This is a genomic window from Streptococcus sp. Marseille-Q5112, assembly GCF_916700555.1.
GTDB lineage: Bacteria > Bacillota > Bacilli > Lactobacillales > Streptococcaceae > Streptococcus > Streptococcus symci.
Window position 1 is genome coordinate 1 of sequence record NZ_CAKAKP010000015.1, and the last position, 24,197, is coordinate 24,197.

Annotated in this window: 16 protein-coding genes and 3 pseudogenes; all 19 read left to right on the forward strand. The window is 35.5% G+C overall.

All coding sequences use genetic code 11. From position 1 onward, the window contains the following. Positions 1-1,962 (forward strand): annotated as a pseudogene (locus LG372_RS09735) (hypothetical protein); the annotation flags it as partial. 294 nt (positions 1,963-2,256) lie between these two features. Beyond that, positions 2,257-2,334: an LPXTG cell wall anchor domain-containing protein gene (locus LG372_RS09810; RefSeq protein WP_275043199.1), complete on the forward strand. Its 78-nt coding sequence runs from the start codon at positions 2,257-2,259 to the stop codon at positions 2,332-2,334. Between the two features lie 148 nt (positions 2,335-2,482). Further along, positions 2,483-4,564 (forward strand): glycosyltransferase, encoded by a 2,082-nt coding sequence (locus LG372_RS08715; RefSeq protein ID WP_225742616.1) that lies wholly within the window; start codon positions 2,483-2,485, stop codon positions 4,562-4,564. Next, positions 4,564-4,881, forward strand: a pseudogene (locus LG372_RS08720) (exopolysaccharide biosynthesis protein); the annotation flags it as partial. The gene LG372_RS08715 and the pseudogene LG372_RS08720, both read left to right, overlap by 1 nt. Then, positions 4,881-5,384: a hypothetical protein gene (locus LG372_RS08725; RefSeq protein WP_225742617.1), complete on the forward strand. Its 504-nt coding sequence runs from the start codon at positions 4,881-4,883 to the stop codon at positions 5,382-5,384. The pseudogene LG372_RS08720 and the gene LG372_RS08725, both read left to right, overlap by 1 nt. Positions 5,385-5,446: 62 nt before the next feature. Next, positions 5,447-6,340 carry a glycosyltransferase family 2 protein gene (locus LG372_RS08730; protein WP_225742618.1) on the forward strand — a complete coding sequence of 298 codons (894 nt, stop codon included), beginning with the start codon at positions 5,447-5,449 and terminating at the stop codon, positions 6,338-6,340. A gap of 1 nt (position 6,341) precedes the next feature. Beyond that, a complete protein-coding gene (locus tag LG372_RS08735; RefSeq protein WP_225742619.1) occupies positions 6,342-7,562 on the forward strand; it encodes a glycosyltransferase family 8 protein in 1,221 nt (406 codons plus the stop codon). 12 nt (positions 7,563-7,574) lie between these two features. Then, positions 7,575-8,780: a glycosyltransferase family 8 protein gene (locus LG372_RS08740; RefSeq protein ID WP_225742620.1), complete on the forward strand. Its 1,206-nt coding sequence runs from the start codon at positions 7,575-7,577 to the stop codon at positions 8,778-8,780. 320 nt (positions 8,781-9,100) lie between these two features. Then, complete coding sequence (locus LG372_RS08745; RefSeq protein WP_225742621.1) at positions 9,101-9,976, forward strand: glycosyltransferase family 2 protein; 876 nt, start codon at positions 9,101-9,103, stop codon at positions 9,974-9,976. Positions 9,977-10,130: 154 nt separating this feature from the next. Then, positions 10,131-11,141, forward strand: coding sequence for a sugar transferase (locus LG372_RS08750; RefSeq protein ID WP_225742622.1), 1,011 nt, complete (start codon positions 10,131-10,133; stop codon positions 11,139-11,141). Between the two features lie 9 nt (positions 11,142-11,150). Next, a complete protein-coding gene (locus LG372_RS08755) occupies positions 11,151-13,592 on the forward strand; it encodes an SP_1767 family glycosyltransferase (RefSeq protein WP_225742623.1) in 2,442 nt (813 codons plus the stop codon). Positions 13,593-13,820: 228 nt separating this feature from the next. Beyond that, positions 13,821-14,693 (forward strand): glycosyltransferase family 2 protein, encoded by an 873-nt coding sequence (locus tag LG372_RS08760; RefSeq protein WP_225742624.1) that lies wholly within the window; start codon positions 13,821-13,823, stop codon positions 14,691-14,693. Positions 14,694-14,801: 108 nt separating this feature from the next. Beyond that, positions 14,802-16,024: pseudogene (locus tag LG372_RS08765) on the forward strand (glycosyltransferase family 8 protein). A gap of 75 nt (positions 16,025-16,099) precedes the next feature. After that, positions 16,100-17,002: a glycosyltransferase family 2 protein gene (locus LG372_RS08770; RefSeq protein ID WP_049492140.1), complete on the forward strand. Its 903-nt coding sequence runs from the start codon at positions 16,100-16,102 to the stop codon at positions 17,000-17,002. A 56-nt stretch (positions 17,003-17,058) separates the two neighbouring features. After that, entirely contained in the window at positions 17,059-18,276 is a 1,218-nt protein-coding gene (gene secY2, locus LG372_RS08775; RefSeq protein ID WP_049492137.1) for an accessory Sec system protein translocase subunit SecY2, read from the forward strand. A 9-nt stretch (positions 18,277-18,285) separates the two neighbouring features. Next, positions 18,286-19,866 carry an accessory Sec system protein Asp1 gene (asp1, locus tag LG372_RS08780; RefSeq protein WP_225742625.1) on the forward strand — a complete coding sequence of 527 codons (1,581 nt, stop codon included), beginning with the start codon at positions 18,286-18,288 and terminating at the stop codon, positions 19,864-19,866. Further along, positions 19,850-21,385, forward strand: coding sequence for an accessory Sec system protein Asp2 (gene asp2 / locus LG372_RS08785; protein WP_225742626.1), 1,536 nt, complete (start codon positions 19,850-19,852; stop codon positions 21,383-21,385). Before asp1 ends, asp2 begins: the two co-directional genes overlap by 17 nt. Next, positions 21,382-21,822, forward strand: coding sequence for an accessory Sec system protein Asp3 (gene asp3 / locus LG372_RS08790; protein ID WP_225742627.1), 441 nt, complete (start codon positions 21,382-21,384; stop codon positions 21,820-21,822). The genes asp2 and asp3 overlap by 4 nt, the downstream gene beginning before the upstream one ends. Further along, positions 21,815-24,187, forward strand: a complete 2,373-nt coding sequence (secA2, locus tag LG372_RS08795) for an accessory Sec system translocase SecA2 (protein ID WP_225742628.1) — start codon at positions 21,815-21,817, stop codon at positions 24,185-24,187. Before asp3 ends, secA2 begins: the two co-directional genes overlap by 8 nt. Positions 24,188-24,197: the final 10 nt, after the last annotated feature.

Consider the following 24,197-nt stretch of genomic DNA (forward strand, 5'->3'; position numbering starts at 1 on the left):
CATCGGCATCTGAGTCAGCATCAACAAGTGCAAGTCAATCAGCAAGCACATCAGCATCTGAATCAGCGTCAACAAGTGCGTCAGAGTCAGCGTCAACAAGCGCCTCTGAATCAGCAAGCACAAGCGCATCAGAGTCAGCAAGTACATCGGCTTCAGAATCAGCAAGTACATCAGCATCTGAATCAGCATCAACAAGCGCATCAGAGTCAGCAAGTACATCAGCATCAGAGTCGGCGTCAACAAGTGCCTCAGAGTCAGCAAGTACATCGGCTTCTGAATCAGCGTCAACAAGCGCCTCAGAGTCAGCAAGTACATCGGCTTCAGAATCAGCCTCAACAAGTGCCTCTGAATCAGCAAGCACATCGGCATCTGAATCAGCATCAACAAGTGCCTCTGAATCAGCAAGCACATCGGCATCTGAATCAGCATCAACAAGTGCATCAGAATCAGCGTCAACAAGTGCGTCTGAATCAGCAAGCACATCGGCATCTGAATCAGCAAGCACATCGGCATCTGAATCAGCAAGTACATCAGCTTCTGAATCAGCATCAACAAGTGCATCAGAATCAGCAAGCACAAGCGCATCAGAATCAGCATCAACAAGTGCATCAGAATCAGCAAGTACATCAGCTTCTGAATCAGCGTCAACAAGTGCATCTGAGTCAGCAAGCACAAGTGCCTCTGAATCAGCAAGCACATCAGCTTCTGAATCAGCAAGTACATCGGCTTCTGAATCAGCGTCAACAAGCGCCTCAGAGTCAGCAAGCACATCGGCTTCTGAATCAGCGTCAACAAGCGCCTCAGAGTCAGCAAGTACATCAGCTTCTGAATCAGCGTCAACAAGTGCATCAGAATCAGCAAGCACATCAGCGTCTGAATCAGCGTCAACAAGTGCAAGTGAATCAGCAAGCACATCGGCATCTGAATCAGCATCAACAAGTGCATCTGAATCAGCAAGCACATCAGCATCTGAATCAGCGTCAACAAGTGCGTCAGAGTCAGCGTCAACAAGCGCCTCTGAATCAGCAAGCACAAGCGCCTCAGAGTCAGCGTCAACAAGTGCCTCTGAGTCAGCGTCAACAAGTGCTTCAGAATCAGCAAGCACATCAGCCTCTGAGTCAGCAAGCACATCGGCTTCAGAATCAGCAAGCACATCAGCATCTGAGTCAGCATCAACAAGTGCAAGAATCAGCGTCAACAAGTGCATCAGAGTCAGCAAGTACATCGGCTTCTGAGTCAGCATCAACAAGTGCATCAGAATCAGCAAGCACATCAGCCTCTGAGTCAGCATCAACAAGTGCTTCAGAATCAGCAAGCACATCGGCTTCAGAATCAGCATCGACAAGCGCATCAGAGTCAGCAAGCACAAGTGCCTCTGATTCAGCAAGCACATCGGCTTCTGAGTCAGCGTCAACAAGTGCGTCTGAGTCAGCAAGCACATCAGCCTCTGAATCAGCAAGCACATCGGCTTCTGAGTCAGCGTCAACAAGTGCCTCTGATTCAGCAAGCACATCGGCTTCAGAATCAGCGTCAACAAGTGCGTCAGAGTCAGCAAGCACATCGGCTTCTGAATCAGCATCAACAAGTGCTTCTGAGTCAGCAAGCACATCGGCTTCTGAGTCAGCATCGACAAGTGCCTCTGAATCAGCAAGCACATCGGCTTCTGAATCAGCATCAACAAGTGCATCAGAATCAGCAAGCACATCGGCCTCTGAGTCAGCATCAACAAGTGCATCAGAATCAGCAAGAACATCAGCCTCAGAATCAGCGTCAACAAGCGCATCAGAGTCAGCAAGCACATCGGCTTCTGAGTCAGCATCAACAAGTGCATCAGAGTCAGCAAGCACATCGGCTTCTGAGTCAGCATCAACAAGTGCATCAGAATCAGCAAGCACATCGGCCTCTGAGTCAGCGTCAACAAGTGCATCAGAATCAGCAAGTACATCAGCTTCTGAATCAGCGTCAACAAGCGCTTCTGAATCAGCAAGCACAAGTGCATCAGAGTCAGCATCGACAAGTGCAAGTCAATCAGCAAGTACATCGGCTTCAGAATCAGCGTCAACAAGCGCCTCTGAGTCAGCAAGCACATCGGCTTCTGAATCAGCGTCAACAAGCGCCTCTGAGTCAGCAAGCACATCGGCTTCTGAATCAGCGTCAACAAGTGCATCAGAGTCAGCAAGTACATCAGCATCTGAGTCAGCAGGTAAGACTAGACAGCAATTGCCAAATACAGGTACAGAAGCTTCCAAATCATCCGTGCTTTTAGGAGCTTTAGCAGCAGTTACAGGTATTGGATTGGTTGCGAAACGCCGTAGACGTGATGAAGAAGAGTAAGATAACCTATAAATTTAGGCTAAACTAACTCGTTCACATAAATCATAGAAACCCCTTGAAAAAGTAGAATTTTCAAGGGGTTTTTACTATTATATAGCTGAAATTTTGACTAAAAAATTGTATAATAAATATAAGGAGAAAATCGCTAGTGGATGATAAAATAACGGTCATTGTACCGGTTTACAATGTGGAAAGCTATCTAAGAAAATGCCTAGATAGTATTATTGCTCAAACATATAAAAATATTGAGATTGTTGTCGTTAATGATGGTTCTACTGATGCTTCAGCTGAGATTTGTAAAGAATTTGTAGAAATAGATCACCGAATTATCTATATAGAACAAGAAAATGCTGGCTTGTCTGCTGCACGAAACACTGGTCTGGAAAATATGTCCGGAGATTATGTGACCTTTGTTGACTCGGATGATTGGATTGAGCAAGATTATGTAGAAACTCTATACAAAAAAATAGTAGAGTATCAGGCTGATATTGCAGTTGGTAATTACTATTCTTTCAACGAAGGCGAAGGAATGTTCTACTTTCATATATTAAGAGACTCCTATTATGAGAAAGTATATGACAATGTTTCTATCTTTGAGAACTTGTATGAATCTCAAGAAATGAAAAGTTTTGCTTTGATATCTGCTTGGGGTAAACTCTATAAGGCAAGATTGTTCGGGCAGTTACGCTTTGACGTAGGTAAATTAGGAGAAGACGGTTACCTCAATCAAAAGATTTATTTATTGGCTGAAAAGATTGTTTATATCCATAAAGGTATCTATTCTTATCGCATTAGAAATAATAGTTTATCCAGGACTTGGACAGAAAAATGGATGCATGCCTTGGTTGATGCCATGTCTGAACGTATTACTTTACTAGCTAATATGGGATATCCTCTTGAGAAACACTTAGCAGTTTATCGTCAGATGTTGGAAGTCAGCATTGCGAACGGTCGAGCTAGTGGCTTATCTGATACAGCAACGTATAAAGAGTTTGAAATGAAAAGAACTCTTTTAAATCAGTTATCAATACAGGCGCAAAAGGAAAAGAAGGCTGTTGTCCTAGCAGCAAATTATGCCTATGTAGACCAAGTAATGACTACTATCAAGTCTATTTGTTACCATAATCGCTCAATCCGTTTTTATTTGATTAATAGTGATTTTCCAAATGAATGGATTACGCAATTAAATAAGCGATTGGAAAAGTTTGATTCAGAAATTATCAATTGTCGGGTAACTTCTGAACAAATTTCACGTTATAAAACAGATATTAGTTACACTGTTTTTTTGCGTTATTTTGTGGCTGATTTCGTGAAAGAAGACAAAGCTCTTTATTTGGATTGTGATCTAGTTGTAACGAAAAATCTAGATGACTTGTTTGCGATAGATTTACAGGACTATCCTTTGGCTGCTATTCGAGATTTTGGAGGCAGAGCCTATTTCGATCGAGAAATATTTAATGCAGGTGTTCTCTTGATTCATAATGCTCTTTGGAAACAAGAGAATATGACTCAAAAACTTATTGACCTAACCAATGAATGGCATGATAAGGTAGATCAGGCCGATCAGAGTATCTTGAATATGCTTTTTGAACATAAATGGTTGGAATTGGACTTTGATTATAATCATATTGTCATTCATAAGCAGTTCACTGATTATCAGTTGCCTGTAGGTCAGGATTATCCTGCTATTATTCACTATCTTTCTCATCGGAAACCGTGGAAAGATTTGGCGGCTCAAACCTATCGTGATGTTTGGTGGTATTACCATAATCTAGAATGGACAGAGTTGGGACAAAATTATCATTTACATCCGCTACAAAAGTCTCATATTTATCCTATAAAGGATCCTTTCACTTGTCTCATCTATACAGCCTCAGACCATATTGAACAAATTGATACATTAATTCAATCATTACCAGATATTCAGTTTAAGATTGCTGCTAGAGTTATGGTCAGTGATCGTTTGAAACAATTGTTGATTTATCCAAATGTGACTATTTTTAACGGCATCCATTATTTGCTAGATGTAGATTCCGAACTGGTCGATACTTGTCAAATTCTTTTAGATATTAATCATGGTGAAAAAACAGAGGAAATGTTAGATCAATTTTCAGAAAGAGGAAAGTTGATTTTGGCTTTTGAAAATACAAAATATCGTGAAGTTGGGCAGCTAACCTACAAAGTAGAACAAGTTCAGGAAATGATTGAGAAATTAAGAGAAATAAGTTAATGCAGAAAAAAACTATATTAGGAGATGCTCTGATTTTGACGGTTAGTGATCAGATTGAAGAGTTGGATTATCTCCTTGACAAATTGCCAGATATCTGTTTTCATATTGCAGCGCCTGTTCAGTTTTCCGAGAAAATTCGTAACTTAGAAACGAACTATAATGTCCGTCTCCTAACGGTTACAAATGAAGAACAGCTAAACTTTCTAGTCAATACATGTGACTTTCTATTAGATATTAATCATTTTCAAGAAGTGGATGCTATTGTCTCAAGGTTTGTGCAGGCTGGAAAAACTGCCTTTGCATTTGACAATACAGTATGAACGATGGTTGTTTTTATCTGCATGTTTGGGAACAAGATTATTACGAAAAATATTATAGTGGAAACGAGTTGTTAAATTCACTACCAAAATTAGAGAATTATGACAGTACATTTAATGTATCGTGGGGGAAACTATTTAAACGTAACTTTTTAGAAACTGCTACCTTTAATGAACAACGAATAATGGGAGAAGACTTAGAGTTTAATTTTAAGATTTTTTTACAAATCAAGAGTTGTATTTATCTCAATAAGGCCCTTTATAATTTTCGACAGCATCATTTATCTACTAGGGCGAGAAAAATTAGTGATAAGTATTTGATGGATGATGTAGAAATAAGGTTGGGTCGTCTACCGTTTCTGATTGGAAAAACTGTTGATACTGATCTTTATTTAGCTAAAACAAAAGAATTTTTGAAATATCATATTGACAATGAAGTTGAATTTGGTATTGATAATACAAATGCTATACAGTTATATAAAGAAATTTTTCATAATTTATAGAATTACTAGTAGACAATATACTTGGTCAGGATTTTAAAGTTGTTGAATTAAAGGAGAAATAAATGGTTCAAGAATTAATTAGTATTATAGTTCCTGTTTATAATGTGGAAAACTATCTACGTATGTGTTTAGATAGTATTATGAGTCAGACTTATCAAAATTTTGAGTGTTTATTAATAAATGATGGTTCACCAGACAATTCAGCTGATATCTGTAGGGAATATGCTGAGAAAGATTCTCGATTTAAATATTTTGTCAAAGAAAATGGTGGACTATCAGATGCACGTAATTATGGAATAAAGCAATCAAAAGGTTCTTATCTTACTTTTGTAGATTCAGATGATTGGATAGATTCTTCTTACTTAGAAAATCTATATGAACTGATGATAAAGCATAATACAGATGTTTCGATAGCTTGTTATGGTGCTTATGATGAGGAAAGAACAACCTATCTTTTTTATGCCTATGGAGATGAGTATGAGAAAGTCTATAGTGGGAGAGAAGTTGTCGAACAGCTACCTAAATTTGAAGGGGGAGACCTAACGTTTCAAACTTCATGGGGGATATTGTCAAAACGTGAATTATTTGATCAAATAACGTTTCCAGTAGGAAGGATTAACGAAGATATAGGGACAAATTATAAGTTATTTATGCAAGCTGGAAAAATAGCTTACATACATAAAAATCTTTATATCTATCGCATTCGAAAGACTAGCATTTCAAATAGTGGTTTTTCAGAAAAAATGATGAGGGACGATCATGATTTGAGATTGGAACGGATTGCGATGGTAGCTTTAAAAGGATATGACATCAGTCACTACATTCAACAACATCGTTTCTACCTAGACTATTGGCATAGAACAGCTGAGGTGCAGGGATTGAGAAATAGTATTGAAACGAAAAGATTAGAAGAGTTAGATTATCTATTAACAGGGAAAATTTACGAGGATAAATAAAGTGAAAAAAGCGATCGTTCTTGGAGCAGATAATGGTTACTTAAATAAGCTAGAGACTACAATTAAGTCAGTATGTACGCATAATAAAAATTTAAAATTTTATATTTTTAATGATGATCTTCCGAGCGAATGGTTTCAAGTTATGAATAGACGGTTAAAAGTAATTGATTCAGAAATTGTCAATATTAAGATCTCGAATCATCAATTAAAAGGTTATCATCTTCCGATTGCGTATTTGTCATACGCTACCTTCTTTAGATATTTTATAGCAGATTTTGTAGTTGAAGAAAAAGCTTTATATCTAGATTCGGACATAGTAGTGACTCATTCATTGAATGAACTATTCCAGGAAGAATTAGGAGAATATTGGATTGCTGGAGTTCGTGATGTTTTTGTTAAAGGTTATGAAGACCGCTTTAATGCAGGAATGATGTTGGTTAATGTCAAGAAATGGAGAAGAGAAAATCTTTCTGTGAAATTAATTGCATTAACAAATCAACACCATCAAGATGTTTTTGGAGACCAAGGTATTCTCAATATGGTATTTGGAGAAAACTGGAAAAAATTGGATCGTAAATACAATTTTATGGTTGGTTTAGATAGTTTGATTCATATCGCTGTTGAGACAACTCCAGAAGCACTATCAGCTTGGTATAATTCAGCCCTTCCAGATGATATTTTGCCTTATATCATCCACTATACAGGAGAGAAACCTTGGTTGCATATGAGTCAAAATCGCTATAGAGATATTTGGTGGTTTTATCAGGGTCTTGATTGGTCTGATATTTTGTTACGTAAAGAAAGGGTGTTTCAGACTTATCAAGATTTAACAGTTGTACCAAAGGCTTATACAGCTATTTTCACCAATAGTTGTGAACTGGAGCAAGTAGAGTATTTAATTGAAAGTCTACCAGATGTTCATTTTTCTATATTTGCTCATACTTGGGTTGCCTCTAATATTATTGATTTAATGAGATACTCAAATGTAACAGTTTATCATCAGTATAACCGTTTTTCTTATGATAAAGTAATGAAAAAATTGGATTTTTATTTAGATATAAACCATCATGATGAGATTGATGATATTACAAATGTAGTAATGAACATGGGGAAACCAGTATTTTCTTTTTCAAATACAAATCATTGTAAAGAAGGAGCAAAGATATTTTCTCCTACCGAACCAGAAAAAATGGTTCAGGAAATAAGAAAGCAAATAGATTAAGAGGAGAATTAAGTGGAGAAGAAAGTTATCGTTTTAGGTGCAGATAATGGTTATCAAGATAAGCTAGAAACGACAATAAAGTCTATTTGTGCCCATAATCGAAATTTAAAATTTTATGTCTTTAATGATGATATTTCCTCAGAATGGTTTCAATTAATGTCTAAACGACTGGAACCTTTATTATCTGAAATCGTTAATGTGAAAATAAGTGGTAATAGTTTAAGAGCTTATCATCTTCCATTACCCCATTTAAGCTATGCGACATTTTTCCGTTATTTTATTCCTCAATTTGTAAAAGAGGAAAAGGCTCTCTATTTAGATTCAGATATTATAGTAAGAGGAGACATTGAAGAATTATTTTTGACTGACATGACGGATATTCCTATAAAAGCTGTTCAAGATGAGTTGGTTCCAAGCACGTTTAATGCTGGAGTAATGTTAATCAATGTTGAATTATGGAGAACAGAAGGAGTAACTGACAAACTTATTGAATTAACAAATGAATTTCATGATAGTTCTTTTGGTGATCAAGGAATTTTAAATAGATTATTTGAAAATCGTTGGTATGCTTTAGATTCTTCTTATAATTTTATGGTTGGAATGGATACAGTTGCAAGGAATTATCAGATTGATAGCTGGTATACTGATTCATTAGAATTAGAAAAGACTGCTAAAATTATTCATTTCACAGGAGAAAAACCGTGGTATCAAGTGAACTTAAATCGCTTTAGAGAAGACTGGTGGTTCTATTATTCTTTAGAATGGTCTGATATTGTGATGAGAAAGGCTGATTTTAAGAAGGGATTAAACTCACTCATAGAAGCACCACTCTATCATACAGCTATTTTTACAAATACTTGTCATATAGAGCATCTGGAATACTTGATTAGAGAATTACCGCAGGTTCACTTTTCAATTCTTGCTCATACAGGATTTGCATCTGAAATTGTTGATTTACAACGATATTTAAATGTACGAATACTACCTTCATTTAATCCGATGAATTTCAAAAAGGTCTTAGAAAAGATTGATTTTTATTTGGATATTAATCATGAAAATGAAATTGCTAATATTATTGAAGAGGTATATCAAATTGGAAAACCTATTCTTTCATTTGATAATACTTGTCATAATGTAGAAAAAGTAAGTTTTATCTGTGAATCTAAGAGACCGGAAAAAATGGTAGATGCGATTAAAGAAGTATTAAATGTTGATTGATACTAAAATTTAGGCAATTAAAGATGCTTTGAAGTTACTGAATCACAGAATAGATATTTACTTTAATTTAGAATATAGTGGAGTAAAGAATTTGAGAATAATGATTAATAGTTATATTAGGAAAGTTTGAACATTTTTTAGGAAAATAGATAAATAATTGAAGTTTTAATGAAGTAAATGAAATCTTATATACTATTGTATCAGTTATTTGAAAATGACATAAGCGAAGGAATCGTCTATTTGTTAGAACGATAGATTATATGAGCAATGAGGTAGGAAATAAGCTTGATGCAAATATACCATGGTAGAGTAAAGGAAGAATGGAAAAAGAATTAATTAGTATTATAGTACCAATTTACAATGTTGAAAAATATTTGCGACAGTGTTTGGAAAGTATTAGTGAACAAACATATAAAAACTTTGAATGTCTACTAATAAATGATGGATCTCCAGATAATTCAGCAGAAATCTGTAGAGAATATGTTGAAAAAGATGCTCGTTTCCGTTATTTTGAGAAGGAAAACGGAGGTCTCGCATCAGCACGTAATTTGGGGATTAAGTATTCAAAAGGTAAATATATAAGCTTTATTGATTCGGATGATTGGGTGGAATCGGACTATTTAGAAGTATTGCATTCAAAAATAAAGGAATATAATACAGATTTTGTCATTTCATCTTATAAAAAATTTGATATGGATGAAGATTGTTTTTATCTTCACATTTGGGATCAGGATTATTATGAAAAAATATGGACTAGTCAGGAATTGCTAACTCAGCTACCAAACCTTGAAAATTATGATGGTTCTTACACAGTTTCTTGGGGAAAACTATTTAAACGTTCCTTATTTGATAAGATATTATTTAATGAGCAACGGAAATTTGGAGAAGATTTCGAGTGTAGTTTTAAATTGTATTTGAGTATGACAAGTTGCTTATATATTCATAAGGCCCTCTATAATTATAGAGTGCATTCTGAATCTATGTTGGGGCAAGTTATAACTGAAAGACAGTTGATGGATGATATTGAAATTCGAGTAGGACGATTACCCTATCTCATAGTGAGAGGAATTGACCCGTCTCCATATATCTCAAATTTGAAATCGTTCATTCAATTTAGAATAAATGAGCAGGAAAAGGTAGGTTTAGAAAATTCAAATGCTATACAGATGTATCAAGAAATACATAGAAATTTATAGGAAATAATATCATTGTTTTAAATAAAAATGATAGCTGTTGATATGAAACAAAATCATAATCATTATTTAAACTTGCTATAATAGAAATTCTAAAAATCAGATTAAAGAAAAAGAGTTTTCTATTCTTAAAGTGAATTTTTAAAAGATAAGAAATATGAAATTACATTTAACGAATTTATACGGCATGGCTGGTGATAGTACGGTTATCTTAGCGCAAAATGCTGTTCAAAAAATAGCCAGTCAATTGGGATTTAGAGAAGTTGGTATTTATTTTTACAATATCGCTTCAGATAGTTCATCTGAAATGAATAAGCGTCTGGATGGCATTATGGCCAGTATCTCTATTGGAGATATATTAGTCTTTCAGTCTCCAACATGGAATGGCTTTGAATTCGATCGTATCTTTTTTGACAAATTAAAGGATATGCAAGTAAAGATTGTTTGTTTTATTCATGATGTTGTTCCCCTTATGTTTGATAGTAACTACTATCTCATGAAAGAGTATATGTACATGTATAATCTATCGGATGTTTTGATTGTTCCATCTGAACAGATGAAAGAACGACTGATTGAAGAAGGCTTGACGACTAAGAAGATTCTCATTCAAGGTATGTGGGATCATCCTCATGATTTGTCACTTTATACCCCATCCTTTAAGAAAGAGATTTTTTTTGCAGGAAGTTTAGAGCGTTTTCCAGACTTACAAAATTGGTCTCAAGATACGCCTTTAAGAGTATTTTCAAATAAAGGAGAAGCAAGTTCCAATGCCAGAAATCTTAGCATTGTAGGATGGAAAAAAGATGAGGAACTATTGCTAGAATTATCAAAAGGTGGATTTGGTCTTGTCTGGGGAACTCATCAGAATGATGGAGAAAGCAACCAATACTATACCTTGAATATATCTCATAAGGTTAGTACCTATTTGACAGCGGGCATTCCAGTCATTGTACCAAGTAGCTTGTCAACTGCTAAATTTATAGTAGATCAAGGCTTGGGCTTTATGGCGGATAGTCTGGAAGAGGTTCATGAGATAGTTGATAAAATGAATCTACAAGAATATCAAGAAATGACGAATCGGATAAAAACCTTTAGTTATTTGTTAAAAGAGGGCTATTTCACTAAAAAGCTACTGGTAGATGCAATCTATCACTTGGGAATTAACTAAGGAAATGAAATGAATAAAACAATTGTATTAGCAGGTGATTGTAATTACACTAGGCAGTTAGAAACAACCATAAAATCTATTCTATACCACAATCGAGATGTAAAGATTTATATTTTAAATCAAGATATCATGCCAGATTGGTTTCGAAAACCACGAAAAATAGCTCGCATGTTAGGTAGCGATATTATTGATGTGAAGTTACCAGAGCAGGCTGTTTTTCAGGATTGGACCAGGCAAGCTCATATTAGCAGTATTGCCTATGCTAGGTACTTTATTCCAGACTATATACAAGAAGATACTGTGTTGTATTTGGATTGTGACTTACTTATTAATGATAAATTAGACAGTCTATTTGAGCAGGATGTAAGAGAACATTATGTCGCGGCGATTAGATATGCAAATGGTCAAGGTTTCAATACTGGCGTACTACTAATCAACAATAAAAAATGGCGTCAAGAGGAATTAAAAGAACGACTAATTGAACAGTCTATAATAACAACAAAGGAAGTTGAAGAAGGTCGCTTTGAGCATTTTAATGGCAATCAAACGATATTTAATCAGGTCTTACAAGATGATTGGTTAGAGCTAGATCGAGCTTATAATTTACAAGTAGGGCATGATGTTGTGGCATTATATAATAATTGGCAGGAACATCTGGCTTTTAATGATAAACCAGTTGTGATTCATTTTACGACTTACAGAAAGCCATGGACCACCTTGATAGCCAATCGTTACCGTGATTTATGGTGGGAATTTCATGATTTGGAATGGACTAAAATCTTACAACATCATTTAGGAGAGTTTGAACTAATATCGCCTTTAGATAAGGGATTTTCTTGTTTAACTTTAACAAATTCCCAAGATTTAGAAGGAATAGAGGAGTTAGTTACAGCGCTTCCAGAAGTGGTATTTCATATCGCTGCTTGGACGGATATGGGAGATAAGCTAAAAAGGTTAGCTGTATATGATAATGTGAGATTGCATCCACAGATTGTTCCTCCTGTATTGGAAAAAATGAAAAGAAAAGTGGATATTTATCTGGATATACATCAAGGGGCGGAAGTTGGAAGTATCTTGAGAGATGTTCGTAACTTTGGGATTCCTATCTTAAGTTTTTCTAATACACAGCATGGAATGTATGATCAAATAGTATTTGATGAAGAAAATATCAATTTAATGATAGAAGCTATCAAAGACTATGCTAGTCATTTTCGGTTTTTAAAAGATTATAATCAGGAGACATTTCATTGCTTAATATTTACTGATACACAGGACATTGAACAATTAGACTATTTAGCTCAATACCTTCCACATGTTATCTTTGATATCGCAGCTTGGACAGATATGGGGCCTAAGTTATATGAACTACAAAATAACTATCAAAATATTCGTTTACATCCGGCTATAACGTCAGAAAAATTAGAACAATTAAAAGTAAGAATGGGCTTGTATTTGGACATTAGCTGTGGTCATTCGACACATGATATTGTGAAGTCAGCTCATGAAAGGAATAAAATCATCTTCTCTTTTGATAGTACCCAACATGGCTCTTTTGAACAACAGATATATTCTTCAAAATCACCTGAACGTATGGTAGAAGATATTAAAAATCTTATTTCTGGAACATTCAAAGCAAGAACACCAGCGATTATTGTTAGGGATATCGATCAAACTCTAGATTATGTAATAGAAAACAAATCTTCTATTATTCGCTTTGGAGATGGAGAGATGGATTTAATGTTAGGGAAATCTATCCCTTATCAAGTATATGATGAGAATCTTGCAAGTCAGTTGAAAGAGATTATTTCTTTTCAAAGTGATAAGAAATTAGTTATCGGTTTACCAAATGTTTTTTCTGAACGCTCTAATTTTACATCAGCAGCGGAAGCCTTCTGGAAGGGACATTTAGAGCATCATTTAAAAGATTATGTAGAATTAGCTAGAGCAGATTGGTATGGGACAACATTTGTATCTCGACCATACATTGATTATGAAGATAAAAGCAAAGCAAAAGGTCAATTTGAAAAGTTAAAGAGTATTTGGGAGAATCGAGACATTCTTATTGTAGAAGGAATTACATCTCGCTCAGGGGTTGGAAATGATTTATTCGATAAGGCCAAATCTGTGAAGCGGATTATTTGTCCATCTCATAATGCTTTTTCGCGCATAGAAGAGATTCAAGAAGCGGTATTACAGTATGCTGAAAATCGTCTTATTTTATGTATGCTTGGCCCTACAGCTAAAATTTTATCCTATAATCTTTTTAAGAAGGGATATAGGGTCCTAGATATTGGCCATATTGATTCAGAGTATGAGTGGATGAAGATGGGAGCTAAAACCAAGGTTAAATTTTCTCATAAACATACTGCTGAACATAATTTCGATCAAGATATTGAATTCATTGAGGATGAAACCTATAACAATCAGATTGTTGCAAGGATTTTAGAATAACTTATAAGTATGATTAATAAGTTCTCAATTTTGATTGAACATTTTTAGAAAAATAAAGAAATTCATGTGGGTATCTCTCTATAAAATAGATATTTTTAATAAAAATGAGTCTATTATGAACAGGAATTTGATGGAAATTTTTCAAGATTTACATAGAGACTGCCCGACAACTATATTGCTAGATAAATAAAGATTTATTCTATAATTTTAAGATTGTAGGTGAAATGTATGGAATCTTTGATTAGTGTTATAATTCCAGTTTATAATACTGAAAGTTATATTGGAGTTTGCTTGGAAAGTCTTGTTAAACAGACTTATACAAATTTTGAAGTGCTTATGATTGATGATGGTTCTACAGATAATTCAGGAAGAATTTGTCAGGAATATACAGAGAGTGACTCTCGTTTTCATTACTATAGGAAAGAAAATGGCGGAGTTTCCTCTGCTCGTAATTTGGGGATTGAATACTCCAGAGGTGATTATTTAACTTTTGTTGATTCAGATGACTGGGTTGAGGAAGATTATTTAGAAGTTCTATATTCTGCTCTAGTATCCGAATCTGCGTCAGTCTCCATTTCAACATATAAAAGATTTTCTATGAAAGATAATACTTGGTATGTTCATTCTTTTCAACGAGGTTACGATAAACGAGTCTTTCATCATCTAGAATTAATCAATGAATTAATTGATTTGGATTCTTTCGATCATTCATATCGTTTTGTAAGTGGAAAGTTAGTAAGAAAAGATGTTGTGGGGAATATTCGTTTTAATTCTCTAACTAGTTTAGGTGAAGACATGGAATTTTGGTTTAAAATCTATCTAATCTCACCTAAATCTGTCTATATCAATAGAGATAGTTATGTTTATAGAATAGGTGAAGGCTCGACGAGACATTTTAGTTTACTTAAGATCAGGTGTGATTTACAGCAACGTGAAAATTTTATAGCTCTTCTTGCTGCTCGAAAAATAGATGTCGGTCGATACGTAGACAATTTTGTATCCCTGTTAAAATTAAGAAAAAAAGAGCTTGAAGATAAAGATCTATCATCAACAGATACGATGAAATGGATTAAGGAAACATTATGTTTACTTGATAAGTAAGTGAATAAAGTGATTTTGATTTTATGTAAAGATGATAAAAAAATCTATTTGCTTTAATTTATGTAGGATAAAAATAGTGTTAGTTAGAATAAATGATAAGGATTTAAAATGGGAAATACCAAACGTGCAGTAGTATTTGCAGGTGATTACGCTTATATTCGTCAAATAGAAACAGCTTTGAAATCAATCTGTAGACACAATAGTCATTTGAAAATTTATTTGCTCAATCAGGACATTCCCCAGGAATGGTTTAGTCAAATAAGAATATATTTACAAGAGATGGGAGGCGACTTGATTGATTGCAAGTTGATTGGTTCACAGTATAAAATGAACTGGTCTAATAAATTACCTCATATCAATCATATGACCTTTGCACGCTATTTTATTCCAGATTTTGTAACAGAAGATAAAGTTCTCTATCTAGATAGCGATTTGATTGTGACTGGTGATTTGACCGATTTGTTTGAATTAGATTTAGGTGAAAATTATTTGGGCGCAGCTCGTTCTTGCTTTGGAGCTGGAGTCGGCTTCAATGCTGGTGTTCTCTTGATTAACAACAAAAAATGGAAATCTGAAACTATTCGACAAAAATTAATTGAATTAACAGAAAAAGAACATGAGAATGTCAAGGAGGGGGATCAATCAATTTTAAATATGTTGTTTAAAGAACAGTATAGCCTGCTTGAGGATAAATATAATTTTCAAATAGGTTTTGATGCTGGTGCAGCTGAAAAGAATCATGCTTTTATTTTTGAAATTCCATTAACACCTTCTCCAAAAATTTTGCACTATATTTCTCCTGATAAACCGTGGAAGCAGTTTTCTGTTGGACGTTTGAGAGAAGAGTGGTGGAAATACTCTTTTATGGAATGGAGTTATATAGTATCTAGCTGGAAAGAAGAGGGTGTTTTTTATTCTGCAGATATTTATAAACCAAAATTAACTTGTATGAATTTGACAAATTCTTGGTGTGTAGAAAAATTGATTATCTAGTTGAACAACTACCAGAAGTACATTTTTATATTGTCGCCATACTTTTATGTCGGATGAGTTAAAAGATTATCTAAGTATCAAAATGTGACCCTTTTTCCTAATTCTTTTCCTATTTTGGTAGAAAAATTCTAAAGAGTTCAGATATTTATTTGGATTTGAATTTAGATCAAAAGCTAGTATATGTTTATGATTTGGTGAAGAAATACAATAAACCGATGCTTAGTTTTGAAAGCAGTAGATATCAAGAACTTTCGAATAGTCAGTATGCTGGACTTTACTCTAATCAAGCTCCCTGGGAGTTAGTTGACGCAATCAGAAATTATATGACAGACAAGTAAATCATGTTGATAAACGAGTTACTCCTGTGAATGGCTAGATAAAGATTTATTGACATATTTGGAGGCTAAAAAATAATGAGCGAATTAATTAGTGTTGTGGTGCCGATATACAATACGGGAAAATATTTGGTGGAGTGTGTCGAGCATATTCTAAAGCAAACCTATCAAAATATAGAGATTATTTTAGTTGATGATGGCTCTACAGATAATTCTGGGGAAATTTGTGATACTTTTATGATGCAAGATGAGCGTGTCAGAGTGTTTCATCAAGAAAATCAGGGAGCAGCACAAGCTAAAAATGTAGGTCTGCGTGAAGCTAGAGGCCAATATATCACGATTGTTGATTCCGATGATATTGTAAAAGAAAATATGATTGAAACTCTTTATCAACAAGTTCAAGAAAAGAATGCAGATGTTGTTATAGGAAATTACTATAATTATGACGAAAGTGATGGGAATTTTTATTTTTATGTAACGGGGCAAGATTTTTGTGTCGAAGAACTATCTATACAAGAAATTATGAACCGTCAAGCAGGAGATTGGAAATTCAATAGCTCAGCCTTTATATTACCGACATTTAAGTTGATTAAAAAAGAATTATTTAATGAAGTTCACTTTTCAAATGGTCGCCGCTTCGATGATGAAGCAACCATGCATCGCTTTTATCTTTTAGCGTCTAAAATCGTCTTTATAAACGATAATCTCTATCTCTATAGAAGACGTTCAGGAAGTATCATGAGAACGGAATTTGATCTTTCTTGGGCAAGAGATATTGTTGAAGTGTTTTCTAAGAAAATATCGGATTGTGTCTTGGCTGGTTTGGATGTTTCTGTTTTACGTATTCGATTTGTCAATCTTTTAAAAGATTATAAGCAAACTTTAGAATACCATCAATTAACAGATACTGAGGAATATAAAGATATTTGTTTTAGATTGAAGCTTTTTTTTGAAGCAGAACAAAGAAATAGTAAAAGTTGAAATAAAAAGATTGTTGTTTACCAGATCACAAACAATGAAGGTAAGGGGAGTATTTTGTGACTAAGATTTATTCGTCAATAGCAGTAAAAAAAGGACTATTTACCTTATTTCTACTGTTTATCTATGTATTGGGAAGTCGTATTACTCTCCCTTTTGTTGACCTAAATAGTAAAGATTTTTTAGGAGGTTCAACAGCCTATCTAGCCTTCTCAGCCGCCCTAACAGGTGGAAACCTAAGAAGTTTATCGCTTTTTTCTATAGGATTATCCCCTTGGATGTCAGCTATGATTTTGTGGCAGATGTTTTCATATTCTAAAAAATTGGGGCTAAGTTCTACAGCGATTGAAATTCAAGATCGTCGAAAAATGTATCTGACCTTGCTAATTGCTGTTATTCAATCCTTGGCAGTTAGCTTGAGCTTACCAGTTCAATCCTCCTATTCGGCAATTTTGGTTGTTTTAATGAATACCTTGTTGCTGATAGCAGGAACATTTTTTCTTGTTTGGTTATCAGATTTAAATGCTAGTATGGGGGTTGGGGGGTCTATTGTAATCCTCCTATCCAGTATTGTTTTAAATATCCCTCAGGATGTTATTGAAACATTTCAAACGGTTCATATTCCAACAGGGATTATTGTGTTACTTGCTTTATTAACCGTTGTCTTTTCTTATTTACTTGCCATTATGTATCGAGCTCGCTATTTGGTTCCTGTTAATAAAATTGGCTTACACAATCGTTTTAAACGCTATTCTTATCTCGAAATCATGTTGAATCCTGCAGGTGGGATGCCTTATATGTATGTGATGAGTTTTCTTAGTGTACCAGCTTATCTGTTCATCTTGTTGGGATTTATTTTCCCTAATCATTCAGGGCTAGCGGCTTTATCAAAGGAATTTATGATTGGAAAACCTTTGTGGGTCTATGTTTATATTTCGGTTTTATTTTTATTTAGTATCATTTTTGCATTTGTTACTATGAATGGTGAAGAGATTGCAGATCGCATGAAAAAATCTGGAGAATACATTTATGGAATTTATCCAGGCGAGGACACTAGTCGATTTATTAATAGATTGGTCCTTCGTTTCTCAGTCATAGGTGGTCTCTTTAATGTGATTATGGCAGGTGGTCCCATGCTTTTTGTTTTGTATGATGAAAAGTTATTAAGATTAGCAATGATTCCAGGCTTGTTTATGATGTTTGGAGGCATGATTTTTACGATTCGAGACGAGGTCAAGGCTCTACGGTTAAATGAAACCTATAAACCCTTGATTTAGGAGACTTTTATGTATTATTTTATTCCAGCTTGGTATGGTTCAGAAAGAAAATGGCATACCAATATCACTCCATGGTATTTTTCTCATTTTCGTTTTGAATTTGATGATACCTTTCATCAGATTCGAATTTTTCAAGAGCAAGATATAGATTCTCGTCTATTAGTATTAGCTTACCAGCCTCATTTGCGTTATTTTTTACATAGGCATGGGGTTTTGGAAACAGAAACATATTCTATTTTTGATGTTATGCAAGATTTTCATAATCTCCATACCCAAGTTTTAACCATTAGAGATATTGAGTGGGATAATGACTGTGAATTTATTTATAGTCCCTTTACAATTATTGTTCAAAAAAATAGGAAGAAATTTGCTAAGGTTGAACATGGGGTTGAAGGGTTCATCAGTGATATACAGTATTTTGAACCGAATGGACAAGTACATATGCACTATATTATGGATGATCGTGGGTTTGTATCAAGTGTTGTCTTTTTTGAAGATGGGCAAGCCGCTTATCAAGAATATTTGAATCCCAAGGGAGTGTGGCAATTCAGAGAGCGTTTAAAAGAAGGCGGACAGGTAGAAGTCAATCCGATTTTTAGTTATCGGTTTAAAATGCTGGAATACTCCCATATGGGTCAGCTAGTGGCAGAGTTCCTTGATAACTATCTACAAAAGTATGTGAGAGAAAAGGATGTTTTTATCATCCCTTCTCATTCTCACCATGACCAGTTTGTATTAGACCGTTTACCAAGAGAAAATCCGAAACTATTGAGTCTTTTCATTGGACGTAATCCTCAAGATACCTTTAGAGATTTAGATTTAACTTTTGAAAAGTCTGATTTGATTTTGGTGGATAGAGAGGATAGTTTACGATTGTTGCAGGAGTTGTATCCTGAACGAATGCATCAATTTTATCATTTATCATCTTTTGACACCCGCTTACGATTGGGGAGAAGCCAAACTAAGAAAGAATCTATCATATACTATCAACTGGATTTTGAGCAGGAAATTGATAACCAAGCTCTATTTCAAGTCGTGGCCTTTGTCGCTGAAAATAAGGATACTGAGGTGATTTTTGGAGCATATGCTGCTAGTCAGAACCAAATTGAAGAAGTGGAAACTCTTGTCAATGAAATTATTCAGGGACAAATCCATACTGATAGTTTAGAAAAAGGTCTAGATTATGGTGGTGCAGAAAATCCCCTAGAGGAAAACCAGGAGCAAGAACTTCGTTTTCAATTTGTCAATATGAATGATGAGTTGGATCTGATTAAGACACTAGAGTTTGTTCGTTTGATTGTGGATTTGAATAAACAACCGCACCTCTATACTCAAATAGCAGGTATTAGTGCGGGAATTCCTCAAATTAATCTGGTTGAAACCGTCTATGTGGAACATTTGAAAAATGGTTATTTGATTTCAGATGTGACAGAGTTTTCAAAGGCTGCACGCTACTATACAGATAGACTAAAAGAATGGAATCAGGCCTTGATTTATTCGATTGATAAGATTAAGGAGCACACTGGACAACAATTTCTTGGAAAATTAGAGAAATGGATAGAGGAGGTTAAAAATGTCAAAGGAACTTAATATTTTACAGATAGGACTTGCCAATTGGGAAAATCACTATGACATACCTGAAAATATGACTTGGTATCATTTTTACCCAAACTCATCAAAAGCCCTTCGTGAAATAATAGAAAAAGAGGATATTAGCCGTTTTCATGCAGTTTTAATAGAAGATGGTCAGTATGCTAAAGACTTATTTTCCTTTGTAAAATATTTTGAACCTTATACTTTGTTCTATGACCAGAATCTACAAATAAATGATAGAGAGGTTGTGGATTTTCTAAAAAAACGATGTGCACAAGCAATTGATTTTTCAAGTCCCCAACAATTAATCAATGATTTGAGTAAATCGCTTTTTGGCGGTGGGTATGGTGACAAACTCTTTCCTTCGACGATACAAGTGAATCCAAATTTTACGGGAGCTATTTCTTATCAAGGATTGGATTATGTGAGTTTGGAAGGTGGTTTTGGTCAAGATTTTTCTCAACTTGCCTATTGGGCTTATAATATAGTAGTTTACAAAACACTTCCTATTGAGTTGTGGCTTGAATATGAAAAGCAAGGAAATTGTGACTTTCGTTTGGTCATCCGTAAAATATGGAGTGGTTCTGTTGATGATGTTTTTGAAGAGACAATAGTGTCTGAAAAAGACTTGGAGCAAGCACTTGTTATGGATAGTCGAGATGGAGATTACTTTCTCTTGATATCTGTTGAAGCAAGAGGCAATGGAACTATCAAACTAGGTAATCTTCACCAACGTTGGAGTCGAAAACAATTTGGTAAGTTTGTACTTGGTGGAAATATCCTACATGATTCTAAGCGTGATGAAATAAACTATTTCTTCCATCCAGGTGATTTTAAACCGCCTTTGGCTGTCTATTTTGCAGGTTATCGACCTGCAGAAGGATTCGAGGGCTATTTTATGATGAAAACCCTAGGATGTCCCTTTATTTTATTTTCTGATCCACGTTTAGAGGGGGGAGCTTTTTATCTAGGAACCGATGAGCTAGAGGGAAAAGTTAAAGATACGATTGCTCACTATCTTGATTATTTAGGCTTTGATCGCAAGGATTTGATTTTATCAGGCCTTTCTATGGGAACGTTTCCGGCTCTTTATTATGGTGCTTCTTTTGAACCTCATGCTATCATAGTTGGTAAGCCCTTGGCAAACTTAGGAACCATAGCTGGTCGTGGACGTTTGGACGCACCAGGTGTCTCTAACTTAGCTTTTGATTGTTTAATTCACCATACAGGTGGGACAAGTTTTCAAGATATGACAGAGCTGGATCAGCGTTTTTGGAAAATCTTTAAACAAGCAAATTTTTCAAAGACAACCTTTGGTTTGTCCTATATGAAGGATGAAGAAATGGATCCTCAGGCTTATGAGAAGCTAGTTACTTATTTGTGTAATACGGGTGCAAAGATTTTGTCTAAAGGAACTGCTGGACGACACAATGATGATACAGGTACCAATGTTGCTTGGTTTATCCACTTTTATCGGATGGTACTAGCAAGTGGTTTTGGAAGGGAAAAAGAATGATTATCACGCAGAGAGAGACTATTTATTGGGGTGAGATAGGTGGGACCTATATGTACGGTTCAAATGTATCCTACTACCCAGACAAGAGTGTGCGTTTATATAACCCCCTCCTGCCATCTGGTGAAGTTTTGAAGACTTGGTTTTCTAGTGTTAATTACCAAGGTGCTAGGACCCAGCCACAACTTCCTTTACTCAAAAGAAATCATCAATATCATTTAGCGATGCATTTTGATTGTCAACCTGAGAATGGTGTCTATATCAAACTGATCTTCTTAAATCGTTATGAGGATGTATTGGAAGAAAAAGTTGAAAAGGCAAGAGAGTTTACCTTTACTTATCCAGAGGATACCTATACTTATCGCATTTCCCTTTTGAGTGCTGGTTTTCAAGAATTAACCTTTTATGATTTTTCAATCAAGGAGATAAAAAGTGTTTAGACGATTCAGTCAAGATTTCCAGCTTAGGAAAGTGAAAAATATTTTAAAGAGGATCAATACCTTAAAAGGCAAGATGTCCTCTCTTTCAGATCAAGAATTGGTCGCTAAAACAGTGGAGTTTCGTCAGCGTCTTTCCAAGGGAGAAAGTCTAGATGACCTTTTAGTAGAAGCTTTTGCAGTGGTGCGTGAAGCAGACAAGCGGATTTTAGGGATGTTCCCCTATGATGTTCAGGTCATGGGAGCTATTGTCATGCACTACGGAAATGTTGCTGAGATGAATACAGGTGAAGGTAAAACCCTAACAGCCACCATGCCGGTCTATTTGAACGCTCTTTCAGGTCAAGGTGTGATGGTTGTTACGCCTAATGAGTATTTATCAAAGCGGGATGCAGAGGAAATGGGCCAAGTTTATCGTTTCCTAGGCTTGACTATTGGGGTCCCATTTACAGGGGATCCAAAGAAGGAAATGAAAGCAGAAGAAAAGAAACTGATCTATGCTTCGGATATCATTTACACAACCAATGGTAATTTAGGTTTTGATTACCTAAATGATAATCTGGCTTCTAATGAAGAAGGTAAGTTTTTGCGACCTTTTAACTATGTCATCATTGATGAAATTGACGATATCTTGCTTGATAGTGCACAAACTCCTTTGATTATTGCGGGTTCTCCCCGTGTTCAGTCTAATTACTATGCAATCATTGATACACTGGTGACAACGCTGGTCGAGGGAGAAGATTATATTTTCAAAGAGGAGAAGGAGGAGATCTGGCTTACTACTAAGGGTGCCAAGTCTGCTGAAAGTTTCCTAGGAATTGATAATTTATATAAGGAAGAACATGCGTCCTTTGCTCGTCATTTAGTTTATGCGATTCGAGCCCATAAACTTTATACTAAAGACAAGGACTATATCATTCGTGGAAATGAGATGGTATTGGTGGATAAGGGGACTGGTCGTTTAATGGAAATGACCAAATTGCAGGGAGGTCTCCATCAGGCCATTGAAGCCAAGGAACACGTGAAGTTGTCTCCTGAAACGAGGGCAATGGCCTCCATCACCTATCAAAGTCTTTTTAAGATGTTTAAAAAAGTATCTGGTATGACGGGGACAGGAAAGGTAGCAGAAAAAGAATTTCTTGAGACTTATAATATGGCCGTTATTCGGATTCCAACCAATCGTCCTAAGCAACGGATTGATTATCCAGATAATCTCTATGTGACTTTACCGGAGAAAGTTTATGCGTCTTTAGAATACATCAAAGAATACCATGCTAAGGGGAATCCTTTATTGGTTTTTGTCGGTTCAGTTGAAATGTCTCAGCTTTATTCATCGCTCTTGCTTCGTGAAGGGATTGCCCACAATGTTCTCAATGCCAATAATGCTGCGCGTGAAGCCCAAATCATCGCTGAATCAGGTCAGATGCGAGCAGTAACAGTTGCAACATCTATGGCAGGACGTGGTACAGATATCAAGCTTGGTAAGGGAGTTGCTGAGCTTGGTGGATTGATTGTCATTGGAACAGAGCGGATGGAGAGTCAGCGGATTGACCTTCAAATCCGTGGTCGTTCTGGCCGGCAGGGAGATCCTGGGATGAGTAAGTTTTTTGTATCCTTAGAGGACGATGTTATTAAGAAATTTGGTCCTTCTTGGGTGCATAAAAAGTACAAAGATTACCAAGTTAAAGATATGACACAACCAGAGATTCTTAAGGGACGCAAGTATCGGAGATTAGTTGAAAGAGCTCAGCATGCCAGTGATAGTGCTGGGCGTTCGGCACGTCGTCAGACCTTAGAGTATGCTGAGAGCATGAATATCCAACGTGATATGGTTTACAAGGAACGCAATCGTCTAATAGATGGTTCTCGTGACTTAGAAGATGTAGTTGTGGATATCATTGAGAGATATACAGAAGCGGTAGCGGCTGAACACTATGCCAGTCGTGAATTACTGTTTCACTTTATTGTTACCAATATCAGTTTCCATGTTAAGGAAATTCCAGATAATCTAGACCTATCTAATCAGAAACAAGTCCGCAACTTTATTCAACAAGTTGTGAATAGAGAACTCTCTGAAAAGAAGGAATTACTGGAGAAACACGACTTGTATGAACAGTTTTTACGACTCTCCATGCTCAAGGCTATTGATGACAACTGGGTAGAGCAGGTAGACTATCTACAACAGTTATCTATGGCTATAGGTGGTCAGTCTGCTAGTCAGAAAAACCCGATTGTAGAGTATTATCAAGAAGCCTACGCGGGATTTGAAGCTATGAAAGAACAAATCCGTGCGGATATGGTTCGTAATCTCCTGATGGGCTTGGTTGAAGTCACTTCTAAGGGTGAGATTATGACTCATTTTCCATAAGAGGAGAAAA

What these genes read in the sequence shown, in the direction of transcription:
- LG372_RS08770 (WP_049492140.1), top strand. Translation starts at nt 16,100, where the DNA reads ATGAGCGAATTAATTAGTGTTGTGGTGCCGATATACAATACGGGAAAA.
- asp3 (WP_225742627.1), top strand. Translation starts at nt 21,382, where the DNA reads ATGATTATCACGCAGAGAGAGACTATTTATTGGGGTGAGATAGGTGGG.
- LG372_RS08760 (WP_225742624.1), top strand. Translation starts at nt 13,821, where the DNA reads ATGGAATCTTTGATTAGTGTTATAATTCCAGTTTATAATACTGAAAGT.
- asp2 (WP_225742626.1), top strand. Translation starts at nt 19,850, where the DNA reads ATGTCAAAGGAACTTAATATTTTACAGATAGGACTTGCCAATTGGGAA.
- LG372_RS08745 (WP_225742621.1), top strand. Translation starts at nt 9,101, where the DNA reads ATGGAAAAAGAATTAATTAGTATTATAGTACCAATTTACAATGTTGAA.
- asp1 (WP_225742625.1), top strand. Translation starts at nt 18,286, where the DNA reads ATGTATTATTTTATTCCAGCTTGGTATGGTTCAGAAAGAAAATGGCAT.
- LG372_RS08725 (WP_225742617.1), top strand. Translation starts at nt 4,881, where the DNA reads ATGAACGATGGTTGTTTTTATCTGCATGTTTGGGAACAAGATTATTAC.
- LG372_RS08755 (WP_225742623.1), top strand. Translation starts at nt 11,151, where the DNA reads ATGAATAAAACAATTGTATTAGCAGGTGATTGTAATTACACTAGGCAG.
- LG372_RS08730 (WP_225742618.1), top strand. Translation starts at nt 5,447, where the DNA reads ATGGTTCAAGAATTAATTAGTATTATAGTTCCTGTTTATAATGTGGAA.
- LG372_RS08750 (WP_225742622.1), top strand. Translation starts at nt 10,131, where the DNA reads ATGAAATTACATTTAACGAATTTATACGGCATGGCTGGTGATAGTACG.